Raw genomic sequence first — 23,636 nt, 5'->3', positions numbered from 1 at the left:
CTCATGGTTAGTGTTTGCCAGCTGATGAATTAGGCGTAGCAATTGCTTGAAAAATATGCACTTCGAGAGAAATCATACTACTTTGGAAGTAGCGGGGGGTTCCCCTGAGGACGACGCGGAAGAAGGGTTGGCGGCGCTAGCCCTCGCCAGCGCTTTCGGAAGAAGCGGCCTCCTTGAACCGCGTCTCGAACTCGCGGCGTAGGCTCCGCCGCGTTTCCGCTGCCCGCAATCGTCTCTTTGCAATCTCAGATTGTGGATCATACGCTGGAATGGCGGTCGGCTTTCCTTCTTCATCCACGGCCACCATGGTGAAGTAGCATGAATTGGTGTGCCGGCGGACGCCGCTGCGGATGTCTTCCGCTTCCACCCGAATGCCCACTTCCATTGAGGTTCGTCCCGCGTAGTTGATCGAGGCGCGGAACGTTACGAGTTCGCCGACAAGGATGGGTTGGCGAAACACCACCTGGTCCACCGACAGAGTCACCGCATATTGCTTGGAAAAGCGCGAGGCACAGGAGAAAGCGACGCGGTCGAGAAGATTGAGAAGCGCGCCGCCGTGGACCTTGCCGCTGAAATTCGCCATGTCCGGTGTCATGAGGACCACCATCTCCACATGACTCGTATCGGTGTGATCGCCCATATTTCCCCATCTCCTTATGGTGGCGTCCATGGGAGGCCACTTGCGCGCGCAAGCCACTATGTAAGAAATGCTTTCCGGCCGCAACGCAGCTTCGCCAGGCGCAAAATGCGTCAGGCGTCCATTTGAAGTGGCGTATGATTGCGCATCGTCCGAGCGGGTTGGGCTTTCGCGCCGGGTTCGCTAAAGCGGCAGTTCCTTCCCGGCCTGCTCGCGCACGATGTATTCGGCGTACCAATCCGGCCAGTTCTCGTCGTGCTTGCCGCCCTCTCGCTTCTCATGTTCGCCATGCGCGGTTGCTGCCCGGCGCAAGGCGGCAGCAAGCTCGGACGAGGAATTGAACAAGGTGTTTTCTGCGTCGACGCGTCCCGGCAGCCGTGCCGTGATTTCCTGCAACAGCCAGCCGTTACCGTCAGGATCGCTGAATGAGGCGAACGAACGGTAGGTACCCCGTTCGGGATCAAGGCCGCTGACGCGGACACTGCCAAACAGGTAGGGTTCGTCGGATCCGGTATAGGTGTCGCCGGCATGGTGGAATGTTTCGCTGACCTTGACTCCGTGGCCGATCAACTCGGTGCGCGCTGCCTCGATGTCGGAAACAATGAGATAGAGCCCCTTGACTGAACCTGGAGCCGCAGCAGTGACGTTCTTACCGAAAATGACCGAGCACCCCGAACCCGGCGGCGTGAACTGAATGACGCGAAAGTCGTCGGCAGGGTAATCGGCGTCGAGCCGCCAGCCGAGGCTTGAATAGAATTCCTTCGCCCTGTCGACGTCCGAAACAGGGATGACGACAATCTCCAACTTCATGTCCACGCCTGCATTTGTCATAATTCCCTCCCCGTGTTGGTAGGTATTGCCGTTGAACTTACGCCCGTTTCAGAAGACCAGGATTTGCCGGCATCTTGCGCAGACGCGTCCCGGTTGCGGCATAGATTGCATTGGCGATTGCTGGGACGATTGCCGATGTACCAGTCTCGCCCATCCCTCCGGGTGGTTCCGTGCTCGCCACAATGTGAACCTCGATGGCCGGTGCTTCGTTAATGCGCAGCATCTGGTAGGAGTCAAAATTGGTCTGCTCGACGCGCCCGTTCTTGAGCGTAATTTCCCCATAGAGTGCTGCCGTCGCTCCGAAGATAATGCCGCTCTGGATTTGAGCCTCGATCGTATTCGGGTTGACGGGGGTGCCGCAATCCATCGCGCAGACGACGCGTCGAAGCTGGACACTGCCGTCTTTCGCCACTTCGACCTCGGCAATTTGTGCCATGTAGCTGCCGAAGACAAACTGCAGCGAAACCCCGCGTCCGCTTCCCTCGGGGAGCGTGCTTCCCCATCCGGCTTTTTCTGCCGCAAGGTCGAGAACGGCCTTAGCGCGGGGCGACTTGTCGAGAAGCGCCCGCCTGTAAGCAACGGGGTCCTGTTTTGCCGCAGCAGCCAGTTCGTCGACGAAGCTTTCGGTTACGAAAACATTGTGCGAGGGGCCGACACTGCGCCAGAATCCAGTCGGAATGGCCGGAGGCTCCGCCCGCACATATTCGACGTGGAAGTTCGGCAAATCGTAGACGAGATCGATGGCTCCTTCGGTCGAGTCCGGATCGAGCCCATCCTTGAAGCCTGGGGGCAGCCACCGCGCAATCACGGACGATCCGGCGAACCGGTTCTTCCAGGCAATTGGCCTACCCTTGTCGTCGAGCCCAGCTGAAAGGCGATCGAACCAGTAGGGGCGGTATAGGTCGTGCTGGATATCTTCCTCGCGCGTCCATACCACTTTTACCGGACCATCGACTTGCTTGGCGATCTCCACGGCGCGGACCGCGCCATCCGCCTCAAGGCGCCGGCCAAAGCCGCCACCGATCAGGTGGTTGTGAACAATGACCTTCTCCTGCGGCAGACCCGCTGCCTGCGCCGCCATCGCCTGAACCCGCGCGATCGCTTGATTCCCGATCCAGATCTCGCATTCGTCCTTGCGGAAATGCACGGTACAATTCATCGGCTCCATCGGCGCATGTGCGAGGAACGGCAACTGATACGTTGCCTCGACCTTCGTGACCGCGCTGCCCATGGCCTTGTCCACGTCGCCGATGTTCTGCGCAACGGCACCTGGGCTCATTGTCGCCTTGTCGAGCTCGCGGGCAATATCCTCGGTGGCAAGCGAAGCGTGCTGGCCGTCATCCCATTCGATCTGCAGGGCTTCCATGCCCTTTTTGGCAGCGCCCATATGATCGGCCACGACTGCGACAGCATCGTCAAGCCTTACAACCTGACGCACGCCTTTAACGGCCAGAGCGGCAGCGTCATCAAGGCTCTTCACCCTGCCGCCAAAGACCGGAGACTGCGCAAGCGTTGCGATCTTTACCCCGGGCGGCCGGACATCGATGCCATATATGGCGGTGCCGTTGACCTTTGTCGGCGTGTCGAGCCGCTTGATTGGCTTGCCTATCAACGTGAAACTATCGGGCGATTTCAGCGCGACATCTTTCGGCACCGGCATGTTCGCTGCCGCGCCGGCCAGTGCTCCATATGTCAGTCGCTTGCCGGTCTCATCGTGTATCACCTCACCGCCCTGCGCGCGGCAAGTACCCGGATCGACACTCCACTCCTTGGCGGCCGCTGCAACCAACATCATGCGCGCGGTTGCACCCGCCTCCCGCATTGGTTTCCATGCACCCCGCATGGCGTTCGAATTACCCGTGGCCTGGACCCCGAGCAGCGGATTTGCATAAAGCTGTTCATTCGGGGGCGCATGTTCGAGGTGAACCTTGTCCAGGCTCACTTCAAGTTCTTCGGCTATCAGCATGGGGATCGCAGTATAGGTGCCCTGGCCCATTTCGACATAGGGCATCGTCAGGAAAACCTCGCCATTGCCATCAATGCGAATGATGGCGTTTGGCTCGAAGCCTGCGGCTTCGCTCGCCCTCGCTGTATTTCTTGATGATGGCAGGTGCAGGCTCAAGACAAGTCCACCGCCGATAGCCGCACTTGCCTTAAGGAAGCTGCGGCGGGAGAGATTTGCCGGCAACAGAGACTGGCGTGAACCCCTTTCGGTCAAGGCGTGATCGATGGTCATGGTCGTCAACCTCCATTTCCGGCCGATTGTGCTGCAAGCTTTATGGCCGCGCGAATGCGAACATAGGTACCGCACCTGCAGATATTGCCGCTCATGGCATCATCGATATCGGCGTCCGTCGGGTTCGGGTTGGCAGCCAGCAACGCCGATGCCGACATGATCTGGCCGGATTGACAGTAGCCGCATTGGGGAACCTCGTGCTCGAGCCACGCCTTCTGTATTTTAGCGCCCGCTGGAGTCGAGCCGATCGCTTCGATCGTCGTCACCTCGGACTCGCCAAGGCTATCGACTGTCGTAATGCAGGAGCGTGTGGCGACACCGTCGATCTGAACGGTGCAGGCGCCGCAAAGCGCCATCCCGCAACCGAATTTCGTGCCGGTCATACCCAACACATCCCGTAGGACCCACAGAAGTGGCGTGTCGTCGTCGACGTCGACGCTGTGGGTATTTCCATTGATTTTGATGGCAACAGCCATGGCGCACTCTCCCGTTTATGAGGATCGGCAGGGCAGTCCGCCGATAATATGCGAACGCTATGATTTTGTTAGTATGGGTTAAGCGAAGGCGATTGAGACGCAGGTACGCGAACTAACCCCATTTTGGGGGGGCAAAGACCCCCTCAGACCGTGTGCTCGTAAACGTTCATCTTAGGCCAGACCAGCGAGGTTGACCAGATCTTCGTATGGTGGGGAGCACACGTGATTTTTGCTGCATCGGCTTCATTGTAGCCGATGCAGATCATGATGGCCGAAAGTTGGACGCGCAATCACAACGCGGAACAGCGGCTCGAACGCTTATCCCGCAAACTGTTCGCTGACATAGTCCCAGTTGACGAGCTTGCTCAAAACCGCAGCAACATGCTCTGGGCGACGATTTTCATAATCGAGATAGTAGGCGTGTTCCCATACATCGATCCCGACGAGGGCTTTCTTGCCATCAGCTAATGGCGTTCCTGCGTCCTGTAGCCCAACGATTGTCAGCTTGTCGCCATCCTTGACGAGCCAAACCCAACCGGTTCCAAAGACCTTGTCGCCCTCGGCAACCATTTTCTTTTGCATTTCGTCCGGCCCGCCGAAGCTGGTCTTTACCGCATCGAGTAGCGCGCCCTTGGGCGCGGCCGATCCGCCCCTGAATTGTTGCCAATAGAGGTTGTGGTTCCAGGCCTGCGCAGCGTTGTTGAAGATGTCGGTGTCACCTTGTTTCTTAGATCGGACGACGACCTCTTCCAGCGAAAGGTCGGCATAAGGCGTCTTTTCCACCAGCGTGTTCAGCTTCTTGAAATAGCCGGCATGGTGCTTGCCATAGTGGAGTCCGACCGTCCTTGCCGAAATGGCCGGGGCCAGAGCGCCTTCGGCATAGGGTAATTCGGGTTGTTTGAACGGTGCAGCCGCCCACGAGCGTCCGGCAGGCGCAAACAACGTCGTCGCAGCGGAAGCTGCGGTCAGTGCGAGTACACTACGTCGATTGAGTTTCATTCTTGCCTCCTTTGCCCGTCAGCACCCCGGCCATTTCAATACCAGCGGCGGCGCGTATCCTCGGCTGTCATGCGACCGACCAACACGCCGAGGAAAAATCCAAGAATGCCTATTGCGCCGACTGCCGACATCGCTCGTCCCGGGTTGCGCCGCACCGGACCGGCCACAGACTCTGCCTGACGGCGAACCGTCCGCGCAGCCGTCGTTGCCATGGACGAAGCATAGTCCGCCAAGCCGGAGTCAGCACTTTTGGCGGTTTGTTTGCGTGGAGAAGCCTTGCTCTTGGTTGCGTCCTTCCGAGTGGCGGCGCTTCGGGTCTTCGGCTTTGTCTTGCTCTGAGCCGCAGCCACTTCGCCGTCCGTGATCGTATTGTCGTCCATTGGGTTCGCCTCCTCGCGTGAATATTGAGCAACGATCCGCGAGAAGGTTGGTTCCGCATTGACTTCAGGTCGCAACCCCGTGGGGATCGCGCTTTATCGGCCGGGCGAAGGGCACGACGATAAGCGAGACGAGGGTGATCAGCGCAATCATCGCCCAGGCGTCATTGATGGACTGCACCAGCGCAGCCTTCGCCACCAATGGGCTGAACATCACCTCGGCGCCAGCCCCTGCCATGCCGTCACCGCGCAGTTGGTCAAGCGGAATGCCGACGAACGCCGCGGTCTTCGCATCGCCGATGAGAAGGCCGTTGGCCAACTCCAGTCCGTGTGTGGCGGCACGCGAGTAGATCACCGTATCAATCAGGGCCAGACTCAGGGCACCGCCGAGATTGCGCATCAGATTGAAAAGGCCGCTCGCATCCGGAATGCGGTGATGCGGCAGGTTGCCGAGTGCGAGACGCGTCGGCGGCAAAATGCAGAACATGATCGCAACGCCGCGTATTATTTGCGGCCAGAACATGCCGTCGCCGTCGGTTGCCGGCGTCTGAAAGGCGCTGCATCCGAGACCGATGGCAAAGACAGCATACCCAATGGCGGTCAAGACTCTCGCATCCATGCGCTGCTCCAGAAAAACCGCTATCGGCGCGACGAGGATTTGCGCGACCCCCGTCGCCAGCATCATGGTTCCAATCGTAAAGGCGCTGTGGCCACGCACATAGGCCAGGAACAAGGGCATCAGATAAACCGAGCCGAACAGTCCGAAGCCCAGAATGAAGCTCAATGCGCAGCCGATCGTAAAATTCAGTTCCTTGAAGTTTCGCAGGTTTACCAAAGGCACCTTGTTGCGCCAGGTTCGCCGGACAAACCCGGCAAGTGTTGCGGCACTTACAACGGCAAGCCCGAGTACGATGCCATCGGTCCAACCGCGCTTAGGGGCTTCCTTGAGACCAATCTCCATGGCGGCGAGGCCAATCGCCATCATCAGCAGGGACATGACGTCCAGCGTCCGAATCTCCTGAAACTTTGTCGTTTCGCGCGGCAGCAAAGTAGCCGCGAGGCCAGCTGCGACGATCCCCGGGATGACGTTGATGAGAAACAGCCAATGCCAGGAATATGCCTCGGTGATCCAGCCGCCCACCATCGGTCCGACTGTCGGAGCCATGACTGCGACGACGCCTGCCGCTGTTGTGGCGATACCCTGCAGGTTTCCCGGAAACAGGATGAACACCGCCGAAAATATGAGCGGTATAAGCGCGCCGCCGGCAAGACCCTGGAGAATCCGCCAGGCAAGCAACGCCGAGAAATCGCCGCTCAATGCGCATCCAACGGAGGCCAGCGTAAAAAGAATGATGCCGCATACGAAAAGCCAGCGCATCGTCAGCGTTCGCGTGAGAAAGCCGTTCAATGGAATGGCGACGACCTCCGCGATAAGGTAGGCGGTCTGTATCCAGCTCATCTGATCGGGATCGATGTCGAGCGCGTTCTGGATATTTGGCAAGGAGGTCGAGACGATCTGCACGTCGAGGATCGCCATGAACATGCCGATGCACAAAGCGGCAAAACCGAACCAGGTACTCGCCGTAGCAGCTGCGATAGACCTGGCATGTGTCGACATTAAATGACTCCGAAAGTGCCTTCGCTCCACTGACGGATTGCCGCTATGCAAACTGTTCAGCATCGGGACTACGCCGCCAGTAAGGTGGCAAATCGCACCTATAAGACACTGTTGCAGAGCTTTGTTCCAGCTATCTCTTATCTGGAATGCGTTTGGTGGGCTAACCGCTCGTCGTGCCCGCTGCGCTTTATAAGGACGGGTGCCTCGATTTGGCGCCATTGCAGAAACGGCAAGGAACAAATATCACGTCATCATTGCTTTCGACCGCGGAACCCGCCCAGATGAGTCCTGAAGCCTGTCTCCTAGTCCTCATCGGCGGGTTTGTCGGCGGTATTGCGCGCCTCTATCTGTCGACGCTCGTCGGCAGAAGATTCGATGAATATTTCCCCTGGGGAACGTTTGTCGTGAATGTCAGCGGCGCGCTTATAATCGGGATCGTCGCCGGGCTTGGACGCAACTCAAGCGGTTTTTTTGCCGACCCATTGTTCCGCGACTTTGTGGTTGTCGGCCTCTTGGGCGGCTATACGACCGTGTCGTCATTCTGCCTGCAAAGCCTCTACCTTGCCTTCAGTGGTGAAATGCGTCGTGCGGCTTTCAATGTCGTCGGCTCGTCTCTCCTGTGCCTCTTCGCCGTGGCTCTCGGTTTTCGTCTTGTCGAATGGTCAGGCAGTTTGCTCGGATGACGGAAAAAACGAAGGTCGGTCGGATGTATCTCGCAGTCGGCTGTGGTGCCGCGATTGGCTCGCTACTGCGCTTTCTGGCGGGCGTCGCCATCGTCGATGGACTGGGTCAAAGCGTGCTTTGGACCACCACCTTCGTCAATGTCGTAGGCTCGTTCATCATCATGCTTTTCGCCACGTCGACCGGTCCCGAGGGACGGTGGCCCGTTGGTGCGATGGGGCGCCTTTTTGTCATGGGCGGGATTTGCGGGGGCTTCACGACGTTTTCGGCGATGAGCCTCGATACTTACCTGCTCATGCTCGATGCGAGCATCGTTACCGGCGCGCTCTATCTTGGTGCCGTCGTTTTATTGTCGCTCGCCGCAGCCTGGTGCGGTCATGTGCTGGCTGTCCGTATCAACAGGTGATTGCCAGCAGATAACGCGCTCAATTCAGGCGTTGTCCGTTTTGACTGTCAAAGAGGTGAGCTTTGGTGCTCTCGCCCTTCACCGAAATCCGGTCGCCGACATTGACCTCGGCTACGCGCGGAAACTCTACAGTAATGAGTTTTCCAGTTCCGGCGTCCAGATAGCCGAACGTCTGGCTGCCAAGGCGTTCAACGACGACCAACTCGCCGGAAAACCATGCATTATCCGGCTCGCACACCGTCAGGTCTTCGGGGCGGACACCGAAGGTAACAGCTTTCGCCTTCCTGGTGGATCGATCTTGAACCGTAATTGCTGCCCGCCTGGCAGGCAGTTGAACAACCAGGTCTTCGCCGGCGGATTCTGCAACATCGACGGCGAGTGTATTCATTGTCGGGCTGCCGATGAAGCGGGCGACGAAAAGGCTGGCGGGTTTCCGGTAGAGATCGAGCGGCTTGCCAATCTGTTCGACATGACCGGCATTCATGACGACGATGCGATCGGCCAGGGTCATTGCCTCGACCTGGTCGTGGGTGACGTACACAGTCGTCGCCTGCATCTGCCGATGCAACTTGGCGATCTCAAGGCGCATCTCGACGCGCAGCGCCGCATCGAGATTGGACAGCGGTTCGTCAAACAGGAATGCCTTCGGGCGCCGCACGATCGCCCGCCCCATGGCAACGCGCTGCCTTTGGCCGCCAGAAAGCTGCGCCGGGCGCCGGGCTAGGTAGTCCTGAAGCTTGAGAATGTCCGCGGCGCTCGACACGCGCGTATTGATCTCGCTTGCTCCTTCGCTGCGCATCTTGAGGCCGAATGCCATGTTTTCCTCGACGCTCATGTGCGGATAGAGCGCATAATCCTGGAACACCATGGCGATATCCCGGTCTGAAGGCGGCAGCGCATTGACCACCTTGTCACCTATACGCAGTTCGCCGCCGCTGATCTCTTCGAGACCGGCGATCATCCGCAACAGCGTGGACTTACCGCAGCCTGAGGGGCCGACTAGCACGAGAAACTCGCCGCTTGCGATCGTTATGTCGACGCCATGAATTACTGGAACGGTGCCATAGACCTTCTTGATCTTATCGAGGCTGATCGCTGTCATTTGAAAATTCCTCCGTCCCATTATCTCTATTGACGTTCATTATCGATATCAATATCAATAATGATATTTCGCGTCGTCTGCAACAACAAGAAAGGGCTTGCAGTGTCCGACTCCCTGTCCCGCCGCCTGGCTCGCACGCCGCAGAGCCCTTTAGCCGCAAAGGCATCGGTTGCGTTTGCCTCGCTGAAACGGGACATCATGCTTGGCGAGCTCAGGGCAGGCGAACCCTTGACTGAACTCGATCTGGCGGCGCGGTTCCAGTGCAGCCAGGGAACCGTACGGGAAGCGCTCCTGCAATTGCAGGAGGAGGGACTTGTACGGCGTCAGGGTCATCGTGGCACGCAGGTCTCCGCCTGCACCGTGGATGAAGCCGTGGAGATGTTTCGCGTCCGCCAGCAGATCGAGTGCAACGGCATGGCCCGGGTGATGCGGCACAAGAGCCGCAGCCTCATACCCGACCTGCAGGACATGGCCGAAGATATGATTGACGCGGCGAAGGCCGACGACGAATTGCAGCTCGCTGCAATAGATCGCGACTTCCATCGCCGCATTTTCCGCGACGCCGACCTGCCTGCGCTCGATCCGATCCTGCACCGCTGCCTCGTCCACAATCACCGCTTCAAGATTTCGCGAAGCATAGGAACGCGCGACCTCATGGCGACTGCCCTGCGTCACCGCGTGATCATCGAAGCGATAGGCGAGGGGGACATGGCGGCGGCAACGCAGACACTGCACCATCACATCGCGACCATCGTCGATTTCGGTCCCACACTGTTCCCGGATGCCGAGCAATGAGCACCTCAAACGAATTTCCGAGTGACCTTTCGGCGGAGATGCGCATGATCATGTCACGCGTCGAGGCGGAACTTGGGCCACTCCCTGATCCGAGCTTGCTTGCACCTGCGGAGGGGCGGGCGCAATCCGAGCGCATCAACGAACGTAATAACGAGAACCTTCCGCCGGTCGCCAAAGCAGCGGAAGTCATGGTCGAAGCCAATTCCGACCTTGGCTCGGCAGATTGCAGGATGAAGGTCTTTATACCGGAAAGTGCGGGCCCCGGCGCAGTGCTCTTCGTCCATGGCGGGGGTTTCGCGTTCTGCAGTCCGCAAACCCATGAGCGATGCGCGCGGGTCCTTGCTATTGAAACAGGGTTGCCCGTGCTCGTACCCGACTATCGCCTTGCCCCTGAACATCCCTATCCGAATGGATTGCATGATGTTGTCGCTTGCCTGCGCGCCGCATTTCCGGCAACGGCAGCAGTCGGGGTCGAAGAAGGGCCGCTGCTCGTTTCGGGAGATTCTGCTGGCGCCAATCTCGCGCTTGCCGCCATGATTCATGAACTTGAAGCAGGTCATGCGGTCCCGGCGGGCGCGCTGCTCTTCTACGGAACCTACGCCGCGGATTTCACCACGCCTTCCTATCAGCAATTCGCGGATGGCCCGGGACTGACGCGCGGCAAGATGCAGCGCTATTGGAACTGGTACTGCCGTGATGAGGATTTGCGCCGCGGTCCGATGGCATCGCCGCTTCACGCCAGCGACCGCACGCTAAAGGCCCTGCCGCCGCTTTATCTGTTGGCTGCCGGCATCGATCCGCTGCTCTCCGACACCCTGCTTCTCGCCGACAGGCTGAAGTCAGCTGGCCGGGATAGCCCCGTTTCGATCGTGCCGGGCGTCACGCATGGATTTTTGCAGAACACCAATGAATTGGCCGCGGCACGGGAGGCGCTCGCGGCTGCCGGTGAGGCCGCCCGTCGGATGATCCGGAGCAGTCGTTAATTTCGAAGAACAACAGTGGAGGACACAATGAGCATTTTCAAGAAACTCAGCGTCAGCTGCGCATTCGTCGCAGGTCTCGCCATGGGGAGCGCAAACGCCGCCGAGACCGTGCGCTTCTGGTATCACTTCGACAATCCGGAAAATCCTATGTCGGATCTCGTGCAGAAGTTTGAGGCCAAAAACCCCGATATCAAGATCGAGGCCGAAAACGTTCCCTGGAACAGCTATTACGACAATCTCTATACATCGCTCGTCGGGGGTAATGCTCCCGATGCCGGCATGGTCAAGCTCTTCGCCCAGCCGCGGCTTGCTGAAATGGGTGCGCTCGAACCGCTTGGCGAACGTATCAACGCCTGGCCGGGAAAGGCTGACCTTCTCGACAATCTGCTTGAACTCAACAAGGGCCCCGATGGACAGCAGTACTACTTGCCCATCCAGTATGTGGTGCTTTACCTCTACTACCGCGCCGACCTCTTCAAGGAAGCCGGCCTGAACCCGCCGACCACGTGCGAGGAATTCCGCACGGCTGCACAGAAGCTCACAAAGTCCCCCGACACCTATGGATTTGGCCTGCGCGGCGGCAAGGGTGGCTGGGACCAGTGGGGGACGTTCGTGTTCTCGCAGGGTGCTGAACTGAAGCCGGGCGGCTTGACCAAACCGGAAGCTGTGGCGGCCAACCAGTGGCTCATCGATCTCTTCCAGAAGGACAAGGTCATTCCGCCATCCGCGCCGAATGACGGGTTCCAGGAAATTGTCGCGGCTTTCAAGGCCGGCAAGACTGCAATGACCATTCACCACATCGGCTCGTCCAACGATCTCGTCAAGGCGCTGGGTGACAAGGTCTCGGCTGTCCCCGTGCCGAAGTGCGGCGGCAATCAGTGGACGTCCTATGGCGACGAATCGCTGGCCATCTTCTCCGGATCGCAAGTCAAGGATGCCGCGTGGAAGTGGATCTCGTTCCTTGCGGAAGGCGAGAACAACGTGGCCTTCAACAAGGCGACCGGCCAGATGACCGTAACGAAGAGCGGTGCGGAACATTGGACGCTGCATGAACGCCGCTTCGTCGATGCCACTGTGCAGTCGCTCCCGTTCGCGCATGTCCTGCCGCAAAGCACTGCCACTGCCGAATTTGTAAATACCGCCTGGCAAACCTCGATGCAGCAGGCGCTGACGGGGCAGATCACCTCGCAGCAGATGATGGAGCAGCTTGAGACCCTTTTCGCGCAATAGCGCGGAAAGGTTCTCAAGAGGCCGATCGACGAACGCCGGAAAGTAAAGTCATGTCAACGCTTGTATCATCTGCACCAGCAGAGGCCGCACAGCTCCGTCCGCTGCGCAGCAGGCTTATGCCCTATGCCCTGCTGGCGCCAGCCGTGCTGGTGACACTCGTCATCGTGTTCTTTCCAATGGTGCAGGCGCTCGTCACCAGCTTCTATGACCTCGTCTTGTGGAAGCCGAATGCCACCCGTTTCGTCGGATTCGGCAACTATGTGAAGCTGCTGCGTGATCCCGTGTTCTGGACGTCTCTTGGTCACACAGCGATATGGATCGGCCTGACGGTGCCGCTGCAAATGGGCCTTGGCCTCATCGCGGCACTCTTGCTCAACCGTGATTTTCCATGGCGCGGGCTCGCGCGCGCCCTGGTCATCATCCCCTGGGCACTGCCAAGCGTCGTGATCGCCCTGATGTGGCGATGGATTTACGATCCGACGACCGGGGTTCTCAATGACATACTCCTTTACCTGTCGATCATTCACTCGACGGTGCCCTGGCTTGCCGATCCGCAGCTCGCGCTCTACGCCGTGATAGCCACGCTCACCTGGCAAGGCTTCCCGTTCTTCGCGGTCATGATCCTCGCCGGCCTGCAGGGCATTCCGCAAAGCCAGTATGAGGCCGCTTCCATCGATGGGGCGAGCAGCTGGCGTCAGTTCATCCACATCACGCTGCCGGGTATCGCTCCCGTCCTTGCGACCGCCGGGTTGCTGCGCATCATCTGGGTCGCGAATTCCATGGATGTCATCTTCGTGATGACTGGGGGAGGGCCGGGCTATGCGACGCATACGCTGCCGCTCTATGCCTTCATCAAAGCGCGCCAGAATCTAGATTTCGGCTACGGCACTGCCATTGCGGTGACCTTCACCATCCTGCTCGGCGCGATCGTCGCCGTCTATATCGTCCGCACGATGCGGGAGGTGGAACAATGAACAAGCCATCCACTCTCAAGCGGATCCTCACAACCGATATTCCGGTCGTCCTGATCATCCTCCTTGCCATCGGGCCCTTTGCATGGATGATCCTGACGTCGCTGACCCCGACCGCGCAGCTATCGGCGTCCGGCGTTTCACTGTCACCCGCCGGCTGGAGTCTCGACAATTATATACGCCTGCTCGAACAGACCTCGTTCCTAGGTAATATGCTGCACAGCCTGATCATCGCAGGCGGAACGGTGATACTTGGCCTCGTCGTATCGGTTACGGCAGCCTATGCCCTGTCGCGCTTCCGGTTCCCGGGGCGCAAGATCATCATGCTGCAGTTCCTGCTCGTCAACATGTTCCCGATCGTCCTCCTGATCCTGCCGCTGTTCGTACTGTTCCGGAAGATCGGCATCCTCGATACCCATATCGGCTTGATCCTGGCCAATTCCACCGTGGCGATCCCCTTTGCCGTGTGGATGCTGACCAGCTACATCGCCGCTATACCGCGCAGTCTCGACGAGGCTGCTATGATAGACGGCTGCTCACGGCTTCAGGCCCTGCGCCGCGTCGTGCTGCCGCTCGCCATGCCCGGGATTATCTCGACCGGCATCTATATCTTCATCACCGCCTGGAACGAATATCTTTATGCCTTGACCCTCGGCGGCCGAAATGTCCGCCCGGTCACGGTAGCAATCCAGACGCTCATCGGCGAATACCAGATCGAGTGGGGACTACTTGCCGCCGGCGGGGTCGTCGGCGCATTGCCCGCAACCATACTTTTCCTTCTCGTCCAACGCCGGCTTATCGGCGGCCTGACCCAAGGCGCAGTGAAGGGATGAACATGCCAATCAAAAAAGGAACAGCGATGAATCCCATCGGATTGATCTCCATGCAGTATGCGCGGCCGTTTACCGCCGAGCACTTTCACCTCTTCACGCGGATGCGCGAACTCGGCTATGATTTCGTCGAGCTTCTGGTGCCGGAACCAGGCGAGATCGATCTTGCCACCGCGCGGCGTGCGCTGGACGATGCAGGGCTTGGCGTCGTCCTTGCCGCGCGGGTTAATCTCCAGCGCAACCTTTCGTCGGACGACAAGGACGCGCATCGTGCCGGCATCGATTATCTGCGCTATACGGCCGATTGCGCAAACGCGCTCGGTGCGACGATCGTCGGCGGACCGTTGACCGGCAATCCCCTTGTCTTCGCCGGAAGGCCACCTGCGCCCGTCTCCGAGGACGAGCGTTTGAAGCGCAAAGAGCGCTGCGTAGTCGGCCTCAAGGAAGCCGGCGATCACGCCGCCAAGGCCGGCGTCGTTCTTGCCGTCGAGCCGCTCAACCGCTTTGAGAGCGACGTTTTGTGTACGACACAACAGGCAAACGAGCTTCTCGATGCGGTTGATCATCCGGCGATCAAGCTGATGCTCGATACGTTCCACATGCATATGGAAGAGGCATCGATTGCCGAGGCGATCCGGCTTGGCGGTGACCGTCTCGTTCATTTCCAGGCGAACGAAAACCACCGCGGCTTTCCTGGGACCGGTTCGACCGATTGGGTCGCTGTCGGTCGCGCATTGCATGAGATCGGCTACAAGGGGCCGGTATCGGTCGAACCGTTCCGGCGCAATGACGACCGTTTCGGCGTACCGTTCGCGCAATGGCGTGCGCCGCACGAGGATGAAAGCGAACGGCTCGCGGCCAGCGCTGCCTTTATCAAATCCCATCTCACCTTGACGGAATATCGGCGATGACCTTGAAAATCGGCTGGATCGGTTGCGGCATTCACGCAACCCAGATGCTTCTACCCCAACTCGTGCGCCACGACGTTGAAATCGTTGCGCTGTGCGATATCGACGGCAAGCGGCTTGCCGATGCCGGACGACAGTTTGGCGTTTCGCGATTGACCAGCGATGCCGAGGAGCTTATCCGCACGCCGGGTATCGACGCTATCGGCATGGCGGTAGGACCAGATCAGCATTTGCGTTTTGGCAAGCTCGCACTTGAGCGTGGACTTTCCGTCTTCATGGAAAAGCCGCCTTCGGGTACGGCTGAAGGCGCGCGGGAACTGCGCGCGGCGTCGGAGCGATCGGGCAAACCATTGTTCGTCGGCTTCATGAAGCGCTATTCCGTCGGCAACAAGATCGCCCACAACATCATCAAGTCGGGTCGGTTTGGCCCGGTGCTCGGCCTCACCGGCTATTACATGACGGCGCCCGGCTATTTTACCGGCAATGTCGACTATACCGGCTTCTTCCTGCATCACTGCGTGCACTACATGGACCTTGTATCGTTTTTTGTCTCGCCGGTGCGCACGCTATCCGCCCGGAAAGTCGAAAAGACGCCGGGCCGGGTCCTCTTCCACGTCGGCTTCGAATTCGACTGCGGCGCGATCGGCAATATTGCCATGGGTACGATCCAGTCGCGCGGAACGCCGGTCGAGCGCATCGAACTGATGAGCGATCACCAGCGGCTCGAAGTGGACGATGTTATAGAAGTACGGTGGAACCGTAATCCACCCTTCAAGGTGGACGATCCCAACGCCACGCTTGCGGACGATGTCGACACCCTGACCTGGAAGCCGAATTTCACGGCAGCAGCCAATGAGGACCCCAAAGGCTACTACTCTCTGCTTGCTGACGTCGTGCCGGGGCTCGGCGGGGCATCAACGCCGGCGCCGACGATCCATGACGGTGTGATAGCCATGGAACGGCTGGAGGAACTACGCCGCGAACTTGAACTCTAGGAGTGGAGCGCAGGATGTGATCCTGCGCTCTCTCGCTGCGGCGGCAAGCTCGATCGACGAAGCAACCGCTTTCGCCCGAGGACGCACCATGGCGTTTGCGCGCTTGCCCTATAAACTAAACTGCAAACAGTTGCCGGAGCCACCCAATCATGCCCTTGCCTTGCGAGGGCAGGAACCTGCGCACATATCGGGCGGTCGTACCAGCGCTTACATTGGCGCCGAAATGACAATAGCAGACCATTCTGTGGAGTTGATGGTCGTTGAGTTCGAAGAAGCGCTTGGCTTCGCCATAGCTATCGTCGGAGAGGCCTGATCCCCGCAGATAGGAATCCTCGAACGCCACCGTCAGAGCAGAACCATCAGCGCGCATCGCATCACGGGTCCCGGCCGACTGGAACTCGGTCTGATATAGTGTCGTAAGCCGCCGTGCGGGGTTGCGCTCCAAGAGTTCAGCCCAGCGCTCGATACGCTCATTGCGCGACAGAATCTGGCGCGGGTAGTCGGGATCAGTTTTTTCAAGGACCTGCAATTGTTCAAGAGCGAGATGTTTCATTCTGGCCTCCTATATCAACGATAGTTGGTCCGCCCAAAATCCCGGTCTTAGCCCACCAGCCAGCCTGACTCTGTCACGCTTTGAAGTCCAATCACGATCATTATCGGGACCACATTTTTCACGAAGTTGTGCAGACGCCGCGCGGATCGCCGCTCACGGAATCGTATAAACGCTGATCTCATCGGTGATCCCGCGCAGCGTCACGCTCTGCGACATCGGCTTCAGGCCGTGCCGGACTAGCAGGTCGGAGGCGCGCGGATCGTCAAGGACGGAGCCGGTGGCGAATATCTCCCGCGACGTCGCAAGGTGCTGGACGCGCGAGGCGATGTTCACCGTCTGGCCGAAATAGTCCTGCCGCTCGTTGAGGTTCACGGCGATGCACGGTCCTTCGTGGATGCCGATCTTCAACAGGAGATCCTCGCTGCCGCGTTCGCCGTTCAGCTTCAGCATCGCTTCGCGCATCCGCATGGCCGCAAGGACGGCCCGGTCGGGGGTCGGGAAGGTCGCCATCACCGCGTCCCCGATGGTTTTGACGACAGCGCCCGCTTCGGAACTTACAATGTCATTGAGAATGCCAAAGTGCATGCGCACGAGGTCAAACGCTGCAAGGTCGCCGACCCTATCGTAGAGTTCGGTCGAGCCGCGCAGATCAGTGAAGAGGAAGGTGAGGCTGGTGATTTTTAGCCTCTGATCCACGTCGATCGTGTCGGTGCGGTAAATATCGCGGAATGTCTGGTTGGTGAGCAGCCGCTTTGCGGTAAGGAATGGCCGGCGACGGCCGAGCAAATTATGCAGCGCCTCGTTGGCTATGCAAACGGATGGCAGGACGCGAACGTCGGTGTGATTTTCCAGTGCAATGCGCAACGGGCCAGGGCGGAGGGTAAGCGTTTCGTGGTGGCGATGCGTGCGATCGAAGATGAGCGAGAGGCTCTGACGCTCCTTCGTCGGCTCACCCTTGACGTCGAGAAACTGGGCGGCGTGTGTTACCGGCTCGAAGACGATGACGAAGTCCGCCGGCAATTGCAGGGAGATTACTGCCTTTTCGCTCGGTGGCAGTTCAAGCTCTTCGAGCATAAAACCGTCCACTTTGGCTTCGAAATCGTCCTCGGGCAGTTCAATACCGGAGCCCCAATAGATCTGACGGAAGTATTCGAGCGTGGGCAGCCGATGTGGATCGTGTGCCTCGATATGGCGCACGCGCGGGCTGACTGTGAATGTCACCTCGACCATTTCGTCCAGCGTCGGCTCGTAGCCTGCGGCACAGAGTGCGCAGGTGTATTCTTCGCTCTGGACCGTCTTCAGCGAGGTATTCGCATCAAGCACCCCGCCGCAGCCCGGACACAAAACGTTCCATGACATCTCGAAGATGCCAAGGTGGGCAGCATGCAGAAAGGCGTTGATCGTTTCCTCTTCATCGAGTCTTTCACTGGCGGCAAAGGCGAGCGCATTGACGCGACAAAGCTTCCGGTCGGGAGCTTCACGTACAAGCCGCTCGATCTTGTCGACGATGTCCGGTTGGACCGACTGGCGCAGCACACCGAACAGTGGCTGGATATCATCCATGGAGCTATTCTATACCTAAACCCGTCGAGGCCAATAGGAGATTCGACTGAAAATGTCAGGAGTGATTACCGGTCAGCCTATCACCTTGCCGGGGTTCATGATGCCGTGCGGATCAAGCGCCTGCTTGACCATGCGCATCAGGTTCAGCTTGACCGGATCGCCTTCGGATATCAGTTCAGGTCGCTTTTCGAGGCCGATACCATGTTCGGCCGAGAAGGATCCCCCCATCTTGCGGAGATTGGCATAGATGATCGCCTTGGCGCGCTCCTTGTCGGGCCAGGCGGTTTCGCCGGCAACGCCGATATGGAGATTGCCGTCGCCAAGATGACCAAAGGCGAACCCGCGAAACTCGCTGCCGAGAGCGGCAATCCCGCTATTGAACTGTTGCAGCCATGTTTCGAGCGCACCGAGCGGCACGGAAATATCGAACCAATGACAATAGGGGCAGTTACGGTCGATCACGCTGCTGTCTTCGCGAATATTCCAGATTGCGTTCCGCTCTTTCTCGCTTTGAGCAATGATCGCATCGACCACCTGCCCGCGTTCAATCGCAAGGCCGAGTGCCTCCTCCAGCCTCGATCGGGCCGTAGGCTGGTCCGGATCGTCCGTTTCGAGAATGAGGTAGGCCGGCGCTTGCGTAAAGGCGGCAAGCGATGCGGGGCCGAGGCTCTGCGACGCCAGATGGAAGTAGTCGTGCGCCATGAATTCTGCGCGAAGCAAATGGATACCGCGGTCACGCTGCAGCGCCTGGAACAGGGTAACGGCATCGGTGGCGGACGGACAGGCGACCAGTGCGGTGGCTGTAAAAGCGTCGGCGGCCGTCAGCTTCACCACCGCCCGCGTAACAACGCCGAGCGTCCCCTCGGCGCCGATGAATATCTGCTTCAGATCGTAGCCCTCGTTGCATTTGCTGACCTCGCTCATGTCACGCATGATCGAGCCATCAGCCAGCACGACTTCAAGTCCCAGAATACGCTGGCGCATTACACCATGGCGGAAGGCCTCCATGCCGCCGGCATTGGTTGCAATCATGCCGCCAATCGTGGCGCTGCCGCGCGAGGCGATATCGACGCCCGTGGACAGGCCTTCCTTTGCGGCGGCCTCCTGCAGTGTATGCAATGTCACGCCGGCTTCAACGATGGCTGTCGCTGCGGAAGCGGAGAGAGATTCAATGCGGTTCAACCCGGCAAGCGAGAGAATGACCTCGCCCTCACTCGACACTGCACCGCCGGTAAGTCCGGTGCGTCCGCCGTGGGGCACGACGGCTATGCGGTGGTCATTGCAGAAACGGAGAATGTTGGCGACTTGTTGCGTAGTCGCCGGTGTAGCCATCAGCCCGGCATCGAGATTGCGCGCATCGGACCCAGGATGGACAAGGCGCAGTGCGTCGGCCTCCTTCACACCATTCGGTCCGACGATCGAACGGAGGTGCCTGGCGATGTCGTCTCTGGTCATTGCTGTTGCGCTGCTCCCCGCCGTTCAATGAAAATGCGGATGCCGAGGATAACGGCCGTCACGATGATAAGGACGACGGAGATCGCAGCAATAGCAGGATCGATATTGTCGCGCAGTCCCATCCACATCAAGCGGGGCAGGGTTATCGCATTGACGCTGGTGATGAACAGGGTGACGCCGATCTCTTCCCAGGAGAGGACGAACGATAGGAGCGCTGCCGTGGCAATGCCGAACTTTATGTTCGGGATGATGATTTTTAGAGCTCGTGTGGCAAGATTTGCCCCCAGACCCCGTGCGGCAAGATCGATGCGCCTATCAACCTGATAAAGCGCAACGAGGATGAGAACGACGGCGAAAGGCGTGATCATCACAGCATGTGCAAGCGCTACCCCAAGCCAGGTATCGTAGCCGATCCAGTTGTTGACGGAGGAAAGGGCGGTCATCAGGAAGTAGAGCGTCATGGCCGAGACGACCGGGGGGACCACCAGCGGAAGCAGAACGAAGCCGATCATAAGAGCCGAAAATCTCGGCTGGAACATCCAGATGCCGAGACCAAACAGCGTGGCCAGGCTGGTGGCGATGGCGCTCGACAGAATGCCGATGCGCAGGCTCAGCAATATGCTTTGCCCCCACTGCGGGTTGTCGATCAGCGCCTGATAGTGGCGCAGGGACAGCGTGCCGGAGGGCATCGAAAGGAAGCGAGCCGGCGTGAATGAAACCGGCACCACCGCGATCAGCGGCATGAGCAGGAACAGCGCAATGGCTGTTGCGAGAATGAGGATGACGGGTCCTGGTCTTGATGATTGCATGGCTATCCCACCAGGTGTGCGGGTTTGATGAAACGCCGCATGAGGGCAAGAAGGACCCCGATGAACACGACGAGGACGACGCTGATCGCCGCGCCAAGCCCCCAGTCCGGGCTCTGGAATATGCGCAGGTAAACGAGTTCGGCGACCATCACGCTGCGTCCGCCGCCAAGGATGGCGGGCGTGACGAAGAAACCGAGCGCGAACACGAAAACGATGAGCGCCGCCCCGATCAGCCCACCATAGGTGAGCGGTACGAAGACGGTCCAGAAGATGCGCGTGCGCGATGCCCCCATGCCGCGCGCCGCAAGCAACACGCGCTCGTCGATGCTGCGCATGGCCGATGCAATCGGAAAGACGGCAAAGGGTATGAGGAAATGCGTCATGCCGATGATGACGCCGAGCTCGTTGCGGGCGAGCGCCAACGGTTCACTGATGATGCCCGCGGACTGCAACCAGGTGTTGATCAACCCGCGATTGGAAAGCATCGCCAGCCAACCGAATGCGCGCGTCAACACCGAGATCCAGAAGGGAACGAGAATACAGAATTCGGCGAGCATCCGCTGGAGTGAATTTCCGCGCACCCAGACATAGGCGATCGCATAGGCCGCGATGAGCGAAGCTGCCGTGACGACGAGGCAGATCCTCAAGGTGCGGATGAACACCGACTGGACGAGGGGATCGGTAAAGACTGCGCGATATTGTCCGATACCGGGCTCGGGGAGGGTAAAGCTCCAGCGCACGACGCCAAAAAACGGAACGGCATAGGCAAGGCCGAGAAACAGCAGCAGCGGGGCCAGCAACAGGATCTTTCTGGAGGCGGCGGACTTCCCGATCATTCAACATCCTTCATGGCATAAAAACGCAAACCCGGCGCGGGGGCGTTGAACCCCCGCGCCATCGATGTCATGCGGAAATGACTTTGGTGTATTCGTCGAATGCCTTGCCGTAATTTTCGGCATACCATTCCATGTCGAGCGGCACCTGCTTTGCCATATTGGCAGGATCGACGCAGTTGACGCGCTTTTTGTCGGCCGGGATCAGCGCATCCGTCGCGGGATTTGCCGGGCCCTGGCCGAGCATTTCGAACATGACCAGCTGCCGCTCCGGTGCCTGGGCGCTGGCAATGAACTTCATTGCATTATCCTTGCCGCCGGGATTGTTCTTCATGACGCCGAGAGCACCGGGAGAGATCAGGCCCTGATCCCAGATGAACTTGATGTTGCCGCCGGAGTCCTGCTCGAGAAGCTGGGCGCGCGTCGACCAGATCAGCGCCATCGATGCTTCGCCATTCATCAGCACGGACTGGCTCTCGGCACCGCCGCCCCAATAGGCGACGACGTTCTCCTTGAATGCGGCAATCTTGTCGTGCGCGCGCTTCAGGTCGAGCGGGTAAAGTTTTTCCGGAGCGACGCCATCTGCCATGAGTGCGGCTTCCCACATGGCCGAGCCCCACTTATAGAGTGAACGCTTGCCCGGGAACTTCTTCACATCGAAGAAATCAGCCATGCCAGTTGGTGCCTGGTCGCCGAATTTCGAGGAATCGTAGGCGATGATATAGGAGAAGAAGTAGGTGGAAGCGGCGTGATCCCAGCCGAAGCCCGGCCGCATCTTGTTCTTGTCGACGATATTGTAGTCGATGGCTTCCAGCATGCCCTGCTTGCCAAGCGAAATTCCCGAGAATGGATCGATGTCAAGAAGATCCCAGCTCGGCTTGCCGCTCTTGAACTGCGCCGTGATAGCGCCTTCGGTCGGTCCCGACCCGTCCATCTTGACCGCGACGCCGCTTTCCTTGGTGAATGGCTGGCCGTAGGCCTTGTCATAGGCCGTCATCGCGTCGCCGCCCCAGTTGACGAGCACCAATTCCTTGGCCTGCGCATAGGAGCCGGTGGAGCGGAGCAGGGCCGGCGCTCCAGCAAGGAACATTGCGGCCATCTGGGTAAAACGCCTGCGGCTAATCTCGCCGCGTTCGACCTTCGCCGCGAGGATTTCGAGGCAGTCTTTTTCAAACTCAGTGTTCATCTTTTTTCCCTCTGGATTGTTATTTTCGCATTCCCGTCGCCGCGCTAACTTCCGCTTGGCAGCAAGAAACCCTGGTTCGTCGGCCACGAGACCCAAACATCCGTTTGCGGCGCGATCGGCGCTATCGCAGCGGTCGGCATCGATACCGCAAGGCTCGTACCCTTGCTTGTCCGCAAATGATATTTGGTCGAAGCGCCGAAATAGGTCGCGCCCTCGACCCGGCAGGTAATCGCGTTGCTGTCGGACGTTGCTGGCTGCGTCGTAATCACCATGTGCTCGGGCCGCACTGCCGCGACGGCGCTGGTCCCATCGAGCCTGGTCGTCTTGTTGAGAATGATCGTGCGATCTTCGAACTGGCCCGCAGCGCGGTCACCGTCGAGCTTGACGGCATCGAGCGGCAGTAGATTGACCTCGCCAAGGAACTCCGCGACGAAGCGGTTGTCCGGCCGTTCATACACATCCTGAGGCCGCCCCACCTGCAGCAGTTCACCATGGTTGAAGATCGCGACCCGGGAGGAAAGGGCAAGCGCCTCCGACTGGTCGTGCGTGACGAAGACGAAAGTTGTTCCTGTCTCCTGGTGCAGCCGCTTGACCTCTTCCTGCATCATTTCGCGCAAGTTCTTGTCGAGAGCCGAGAAAGGTTCGTCGAGCAGGAGGACCGCTGGCTCGAATACGAGTGCCCGGGCGAGGGCTACACGTTGCTGCTGTCCGCCCGAGAGCTTCGCCGGGAGCTTGCGCTCGTGACCAACGAGGCCGACGCGCTCGACCATCTCGCCAACGCGCCGCTTGATCTCGGCGGAGGAGCGTCCCCTTACCTTCAGCGGGAAAGCGATATTTTGTTCGACGGTCAGATGCGGAAACAGAGCATAGCCCTGAAAAACCATTCCGTACGACCGATCCTCGGCAGGCACGTCGGTAATGTCCTTGCCATCCATCATCAGGCGGCCGGTTGTGGGCGCGGTGAAACCCGCAAGGATCATCAGGAAAGTGGTTTTGCCGGAACCGGAGGGACCAAGAAGGGTGAGGAATTCGCCGCGGCCAATATCAAGCGAAAGGTTTTTCAGCGCATGGAACGCGCCAAACGTCTTGCCGATCGATACGGCTTTGATCTCGGCGGCCTTCGAGTCGCCCAGTTGCATGCTTTGCGGCATTGATCGACTTT

At 59.2% G+C, this 23,636-nt stretch carries 24 protein-coding genes; 9 read left to right on the top strand and 15 right to left on the bottom strand.

What is annotated here, in order from left to right:
* Positions 1-136: 136 nt before the first annotated feature.
* The 7 genes from BLR72_RS18480 to BLR72_RS18450 all read right to left on the bottom strand — a co-directional run bounded on the left by BLR72_RS18480 (position 137) and on the right by BLR72_RS18450 (position 7,174).
* Positions 137-640 carry an acyl-CoA thioesterase gene (locus tag BLR72_RS18480; protein ID WP_027232102.1) on the bottom strand — a complete coding sequence of 168 codons (504 nt, stop codon included), beginning with the start codon at positions 638-640 and terminating at the stop codon, positions 137-139.
* Positions 641-820: 180 nt separating this feature from the next.
* Positions 821-1,468, bottom strand: coding sequence for a VOC family protein (locus tag BLR72_RS18475; protein WP_091950928.1), 648 nt, complete (start codon positions 1,466-1,468; stop codon positions 821-823).
* A gap of 37 nt (positions 1,469-1,505) precedes the next feature.
* Entirely contained in the window at positions 1,506-3,704 is a 2,199-nt protein-coding gene (locus BLR72_RS18470; RefSeq protein ID WP_091951286.1) for a xanthine dehydrogenase family protein molybdopterin-binding subunit, read from the bottom strand.
* 5 nt (positions 3,705-3,709) lie between these two features.
* Positions 3,710-4,180 (bottom strand): (2Fe-2S)-binding protein, encoded by a 471-nt coding sequence (locus tag BLR72_RS18465; protein ID WP_091950926.1) that lies wholly within the window; start codon positions 4,178-4,180, stop codon positions 3,710-3,712.
* 318 nt (positions 4,181-4,498) lie between these two features.
* On the bottom strand, positions 4,499-5,179 hold the full coding sequence (locus BLR72_RS18460; protein ID WP_091950925.1) for a superoxide dismutase: 681 nt from the start codon (positions 5,177-5,179) through the stop codon (positions 4,499-4,501).
* Positions 5,180-5,214: 35 nt separating this feature from the next.
* On the bottom strand, positions 5,215-5,559 hold the full coding sequence (locus BLR72_RS18455) for a hypothetical protein (protein WP_091950923.1): 345 nt from the start codon (positions 5,557-5,559) through the stop codon (positions 5,215-5,217).
* 64 nt (positions 5,560-5,623) lie between these two features.
* Positions 5,624-7,174, bottom strand: coding sequence for a DHA2 family efflux MFS transporter permease subunit (locus tag BLR72_RS18450; protein WP_091950921.1), 1,551 nt, complete (start codon positions 7,172-7,174; stop codon positions 5,624-5,626).
* Between the two features lie 281 nt (positions 7,175-7,455).
* Between BLR72_RS18450 and crcB (BLR72_RS18445) the strand changes: the two genes are divergently transcribed.
* Positions 7,456-7,857: a fluoride efflux transporter CrcB gene (crcB, locus tag BLR72_RS18445; protein ID WP_091951284.1), complete on the top strand. Its 402-nt coding sequence runs from the start codon at positions 7,456-7,458 to the stop codon at positions 7,855-7,857.
* Positions 7,854-8,261: a fluoride efflux transporter CrcB gene (gene crcB, locus BLR72_RS18440; protein WP_091950919.1), complete on the top strand. Its 408-nt coding sequence runs from the start codon at positions 7,854-7,856 to the stop codon at positions 8,259-8,261. The genes crcB (BLR72_RS18445) and crcB (BLR72_RS18440) overlap by 4 nt, the downstream gene beginning before the upstream one ends.
* Positions 8,262-8,280: 19 nt before the next feature.
* On the opposite strand, the gene ugpC is transcribed toward crcB (BLR72_RS18440), so the two are convergent.
* Positions 8,281-9,363 (bottom strand): ABC transporter ATP-binding protein, encoded by a 1,083-nt coding sequence (gene ugpC, locus BLR72_RS18435; protein ID WP_091950917.1) that lies wholly within the window; start codon positions 9,361-9,363, stop codon positions 8,281-8,283.
* 102 nt (positions 9,364-9,465) lie between these two features.
* Here ugpC and BLR72_RS18430 point away from each other — a divergent pair, with 102 nt between their 5' ends.
* From BLR72_RS18430 to BLR72_RS18400, 7 genes are read left to right on the top strand one after another with little or no spacing between them, the layout of a single operon-like run.
* Positions 9,466-10,158 (top strand): GntR family transcriptional regulator, encoded by a 693-nt coding sequence (locus BLR72_RS18430; protein WP_244506753.1) that lies wholly within the window; start codon positions 9,466-9,468, stop codon positions 10,156-10,158.
* On the top strand, positions 10,155-11,141 hold the full coding sequence (locus tag BLR72_RS18425; protein WP_091950915.1) for an alpha/beta hydrolase: 987 nt from the start codon (positions 10,155-10,157) through the stop codon (positions 11,139-11,141). The genes BLR72_RS18430 and BLR72_RS18425 overlap by 4 nt, the downstream gene beginning before the upstream one ends.
* A gap of 27 nt (positions 11,142-11,168) precedes the next feature.
* The gene (locus BLR72_RS18420; RefSeq protein WP_091923192.1) at positions 11,169-12,371 is read left to right on the top strand and encodes an ABC transporter substrate-binding protein; all 1,203 of its coding nucleotides are present in this window, start codon (positions 11,169-11,171) and stop codon (positions 12,369-12,371) included.
* A gap of 50 nt (positions 12,372-12,421) precedes the next feature.
* Positions 12,422-13,345 carry a carbohydrate ABC transporter permease gene (locus tag BLR72_RS18415; protein ID WP_091950913.1) on the top strand — a complete coding sequence of 308 codons (924 nt, stop codon included), beginning with the start codon at positions 12,422-12,424 and terminating at the stop codon, positions 13,343-13,345.
* The gene (locus tag BLR72_RS18410) at positions 13,342-14,175 is read left to right on the top strand and encodes a carbohydrate ABC transporter permease (protein WP_027232089.1); all 834 of its coding nucleotides are present in this window, start codon (positions 13,342-13,344) and stop codon (positions 14,173-14,175) included. The genes BLR72_RS18415 and BLR72_RS18410 overlap by 4 nt, the downstream gene beginning before the upstream one ends.
* A 26-nt stretch (positions 14,176-14,201) precedes the next feature.
* Positions 14,202-15,083: a sugar phosphate isomerase/epimerase family protein gene (locus tag BLR72_RS18405; protein ID WP_091951282.1), complete on the top strand. Its 882-nt coding sequence runs from the start codon at positions 14,202-14,204 to the stop codon at positions 15,081-15,083.
* Positions 15,080-16,075: a Gfo/Idh/MocA family protein gene (locus BLR72_RS18400; protein ID WP_091950911.1), complete on the top strand. Its 996-nt coding sequence runs from the start codon at positions 15,080-15,082 to the stop codon at positions 16,073-16,075. The genes BLR72_RS18405 and BLR72_RS18400 overlap by 4 nt, the downstream gene beginning before the upstream one ends.
* Positions 16,076-16,190: 115 nt before the next feature.
* Here BLR72_RS18400 and BLR72_RS18395 read toward each other — a convergent pair whose 3' ends face one another.
* The 7 genes from BLR72_RS18395 to BLR72_RS18365 all read right to left on the bottom strand — a co-directional run bounded on the left by BLR72_RS18395 (position 16,191) and on the right by BLR72_RS18365 (position 23,625).
* A complete protein-coding gene (locus BLR72_RS18395; RefSeq protein ID WP_091950909.1) occupies positions 16,191-16,628 on the bottom strand; it encodes a hypothetical protein in 438 nt (145 codons plus the stop codon).
* Between the two features lie 153 nt (positions 16,629-16,781).
* Entirely contained in the window at positions 16,782-18,191 is a 1,410-nt protein-coding gene (locus tag BLR72_RS18390) for an adenylate/guanylate cyclase domain-containing protein (RefSeq protein ID WP_091950907.1), read from the bottom strand.
* A 72-nt stretch (positions 18,192-18,263) separates the two neighbouring features.
* The gene (locus BLR72_RS18385) at positions 18,264-19,646 is read right to left on the bottom strand and encodes an FAD-binding oxidoreductase (protein WP_091950905.1); all 1,383 of its coding nucleotides are present in this window, start codon (positions 19,644-19,646) and stop codon (positions 18,264-18,266) included.
* Entirely contained in the window at positions 19,643-20,455 is an 813-nt protein-coding gene (locus BLR72_RS18380) for an ABC transporter permease (RefSeq protein ID WP_091950903.1), read from the bottom strand. The genes BLR72_RS18385 and BLR72_RS18380 overlap by 4 nt, the downstream gene beginning before the upstream one ends.
* Before the next feature lie 2 nt (positions 20,456-20,457).
* On the bottom strand, positions 20,458-21,291 hold the full coding sequence (locus BLR72_RS18375; RefSeq protein WP_091950901.1) for an ABC transporter permease: 834 nt from the start codon (positions 21,289-21,291) through the stop codon (positions 20,458-20,460).
* Between the two features lie 67 nt (positions 21,292-21,358).
* Complete coding sequence (locus BLR72_RS18370; protein ID WP_027232081.1) at positions 21,359-22,474, bottom strand: ABC transporter substrate-binding protein; 1,116 nt, start codon at positions 22,472-22,474, stop codon at positions 21,359-21,361.
* A gap of 44 nt (positions 22,475-22,518) precedes the next feature.
* Positions 22,519-23,625 carry an ABC transporter ATP-binding protein gene (locus BLR72_RS18365; protein WP_091950899.1) on the bottom strand — a complete coding sequence of 369 codons (1,107 nt, stop codon included), beginning with the start codon at positions 23,623-23,625 and terminating at the stop codon, positions 22,519-22,521.
* Between the last annotated feature and the right edge of the window lie 11 nt (positions 23,626-23,636).

The organism is Phyllobacterium sp. YR620 (assembly GCF_900104165.1).
Classification (GTDB): Bacteria; Pseudomonadota; Alphaproteobacteria; order Rhizobiales; family Rhizobiaceae; genus Phyllobacterium; species Phyllobacterium pellucidum.
This window is presented reverse-complemented; position numbering and strand designations above follow the sequence as displayed.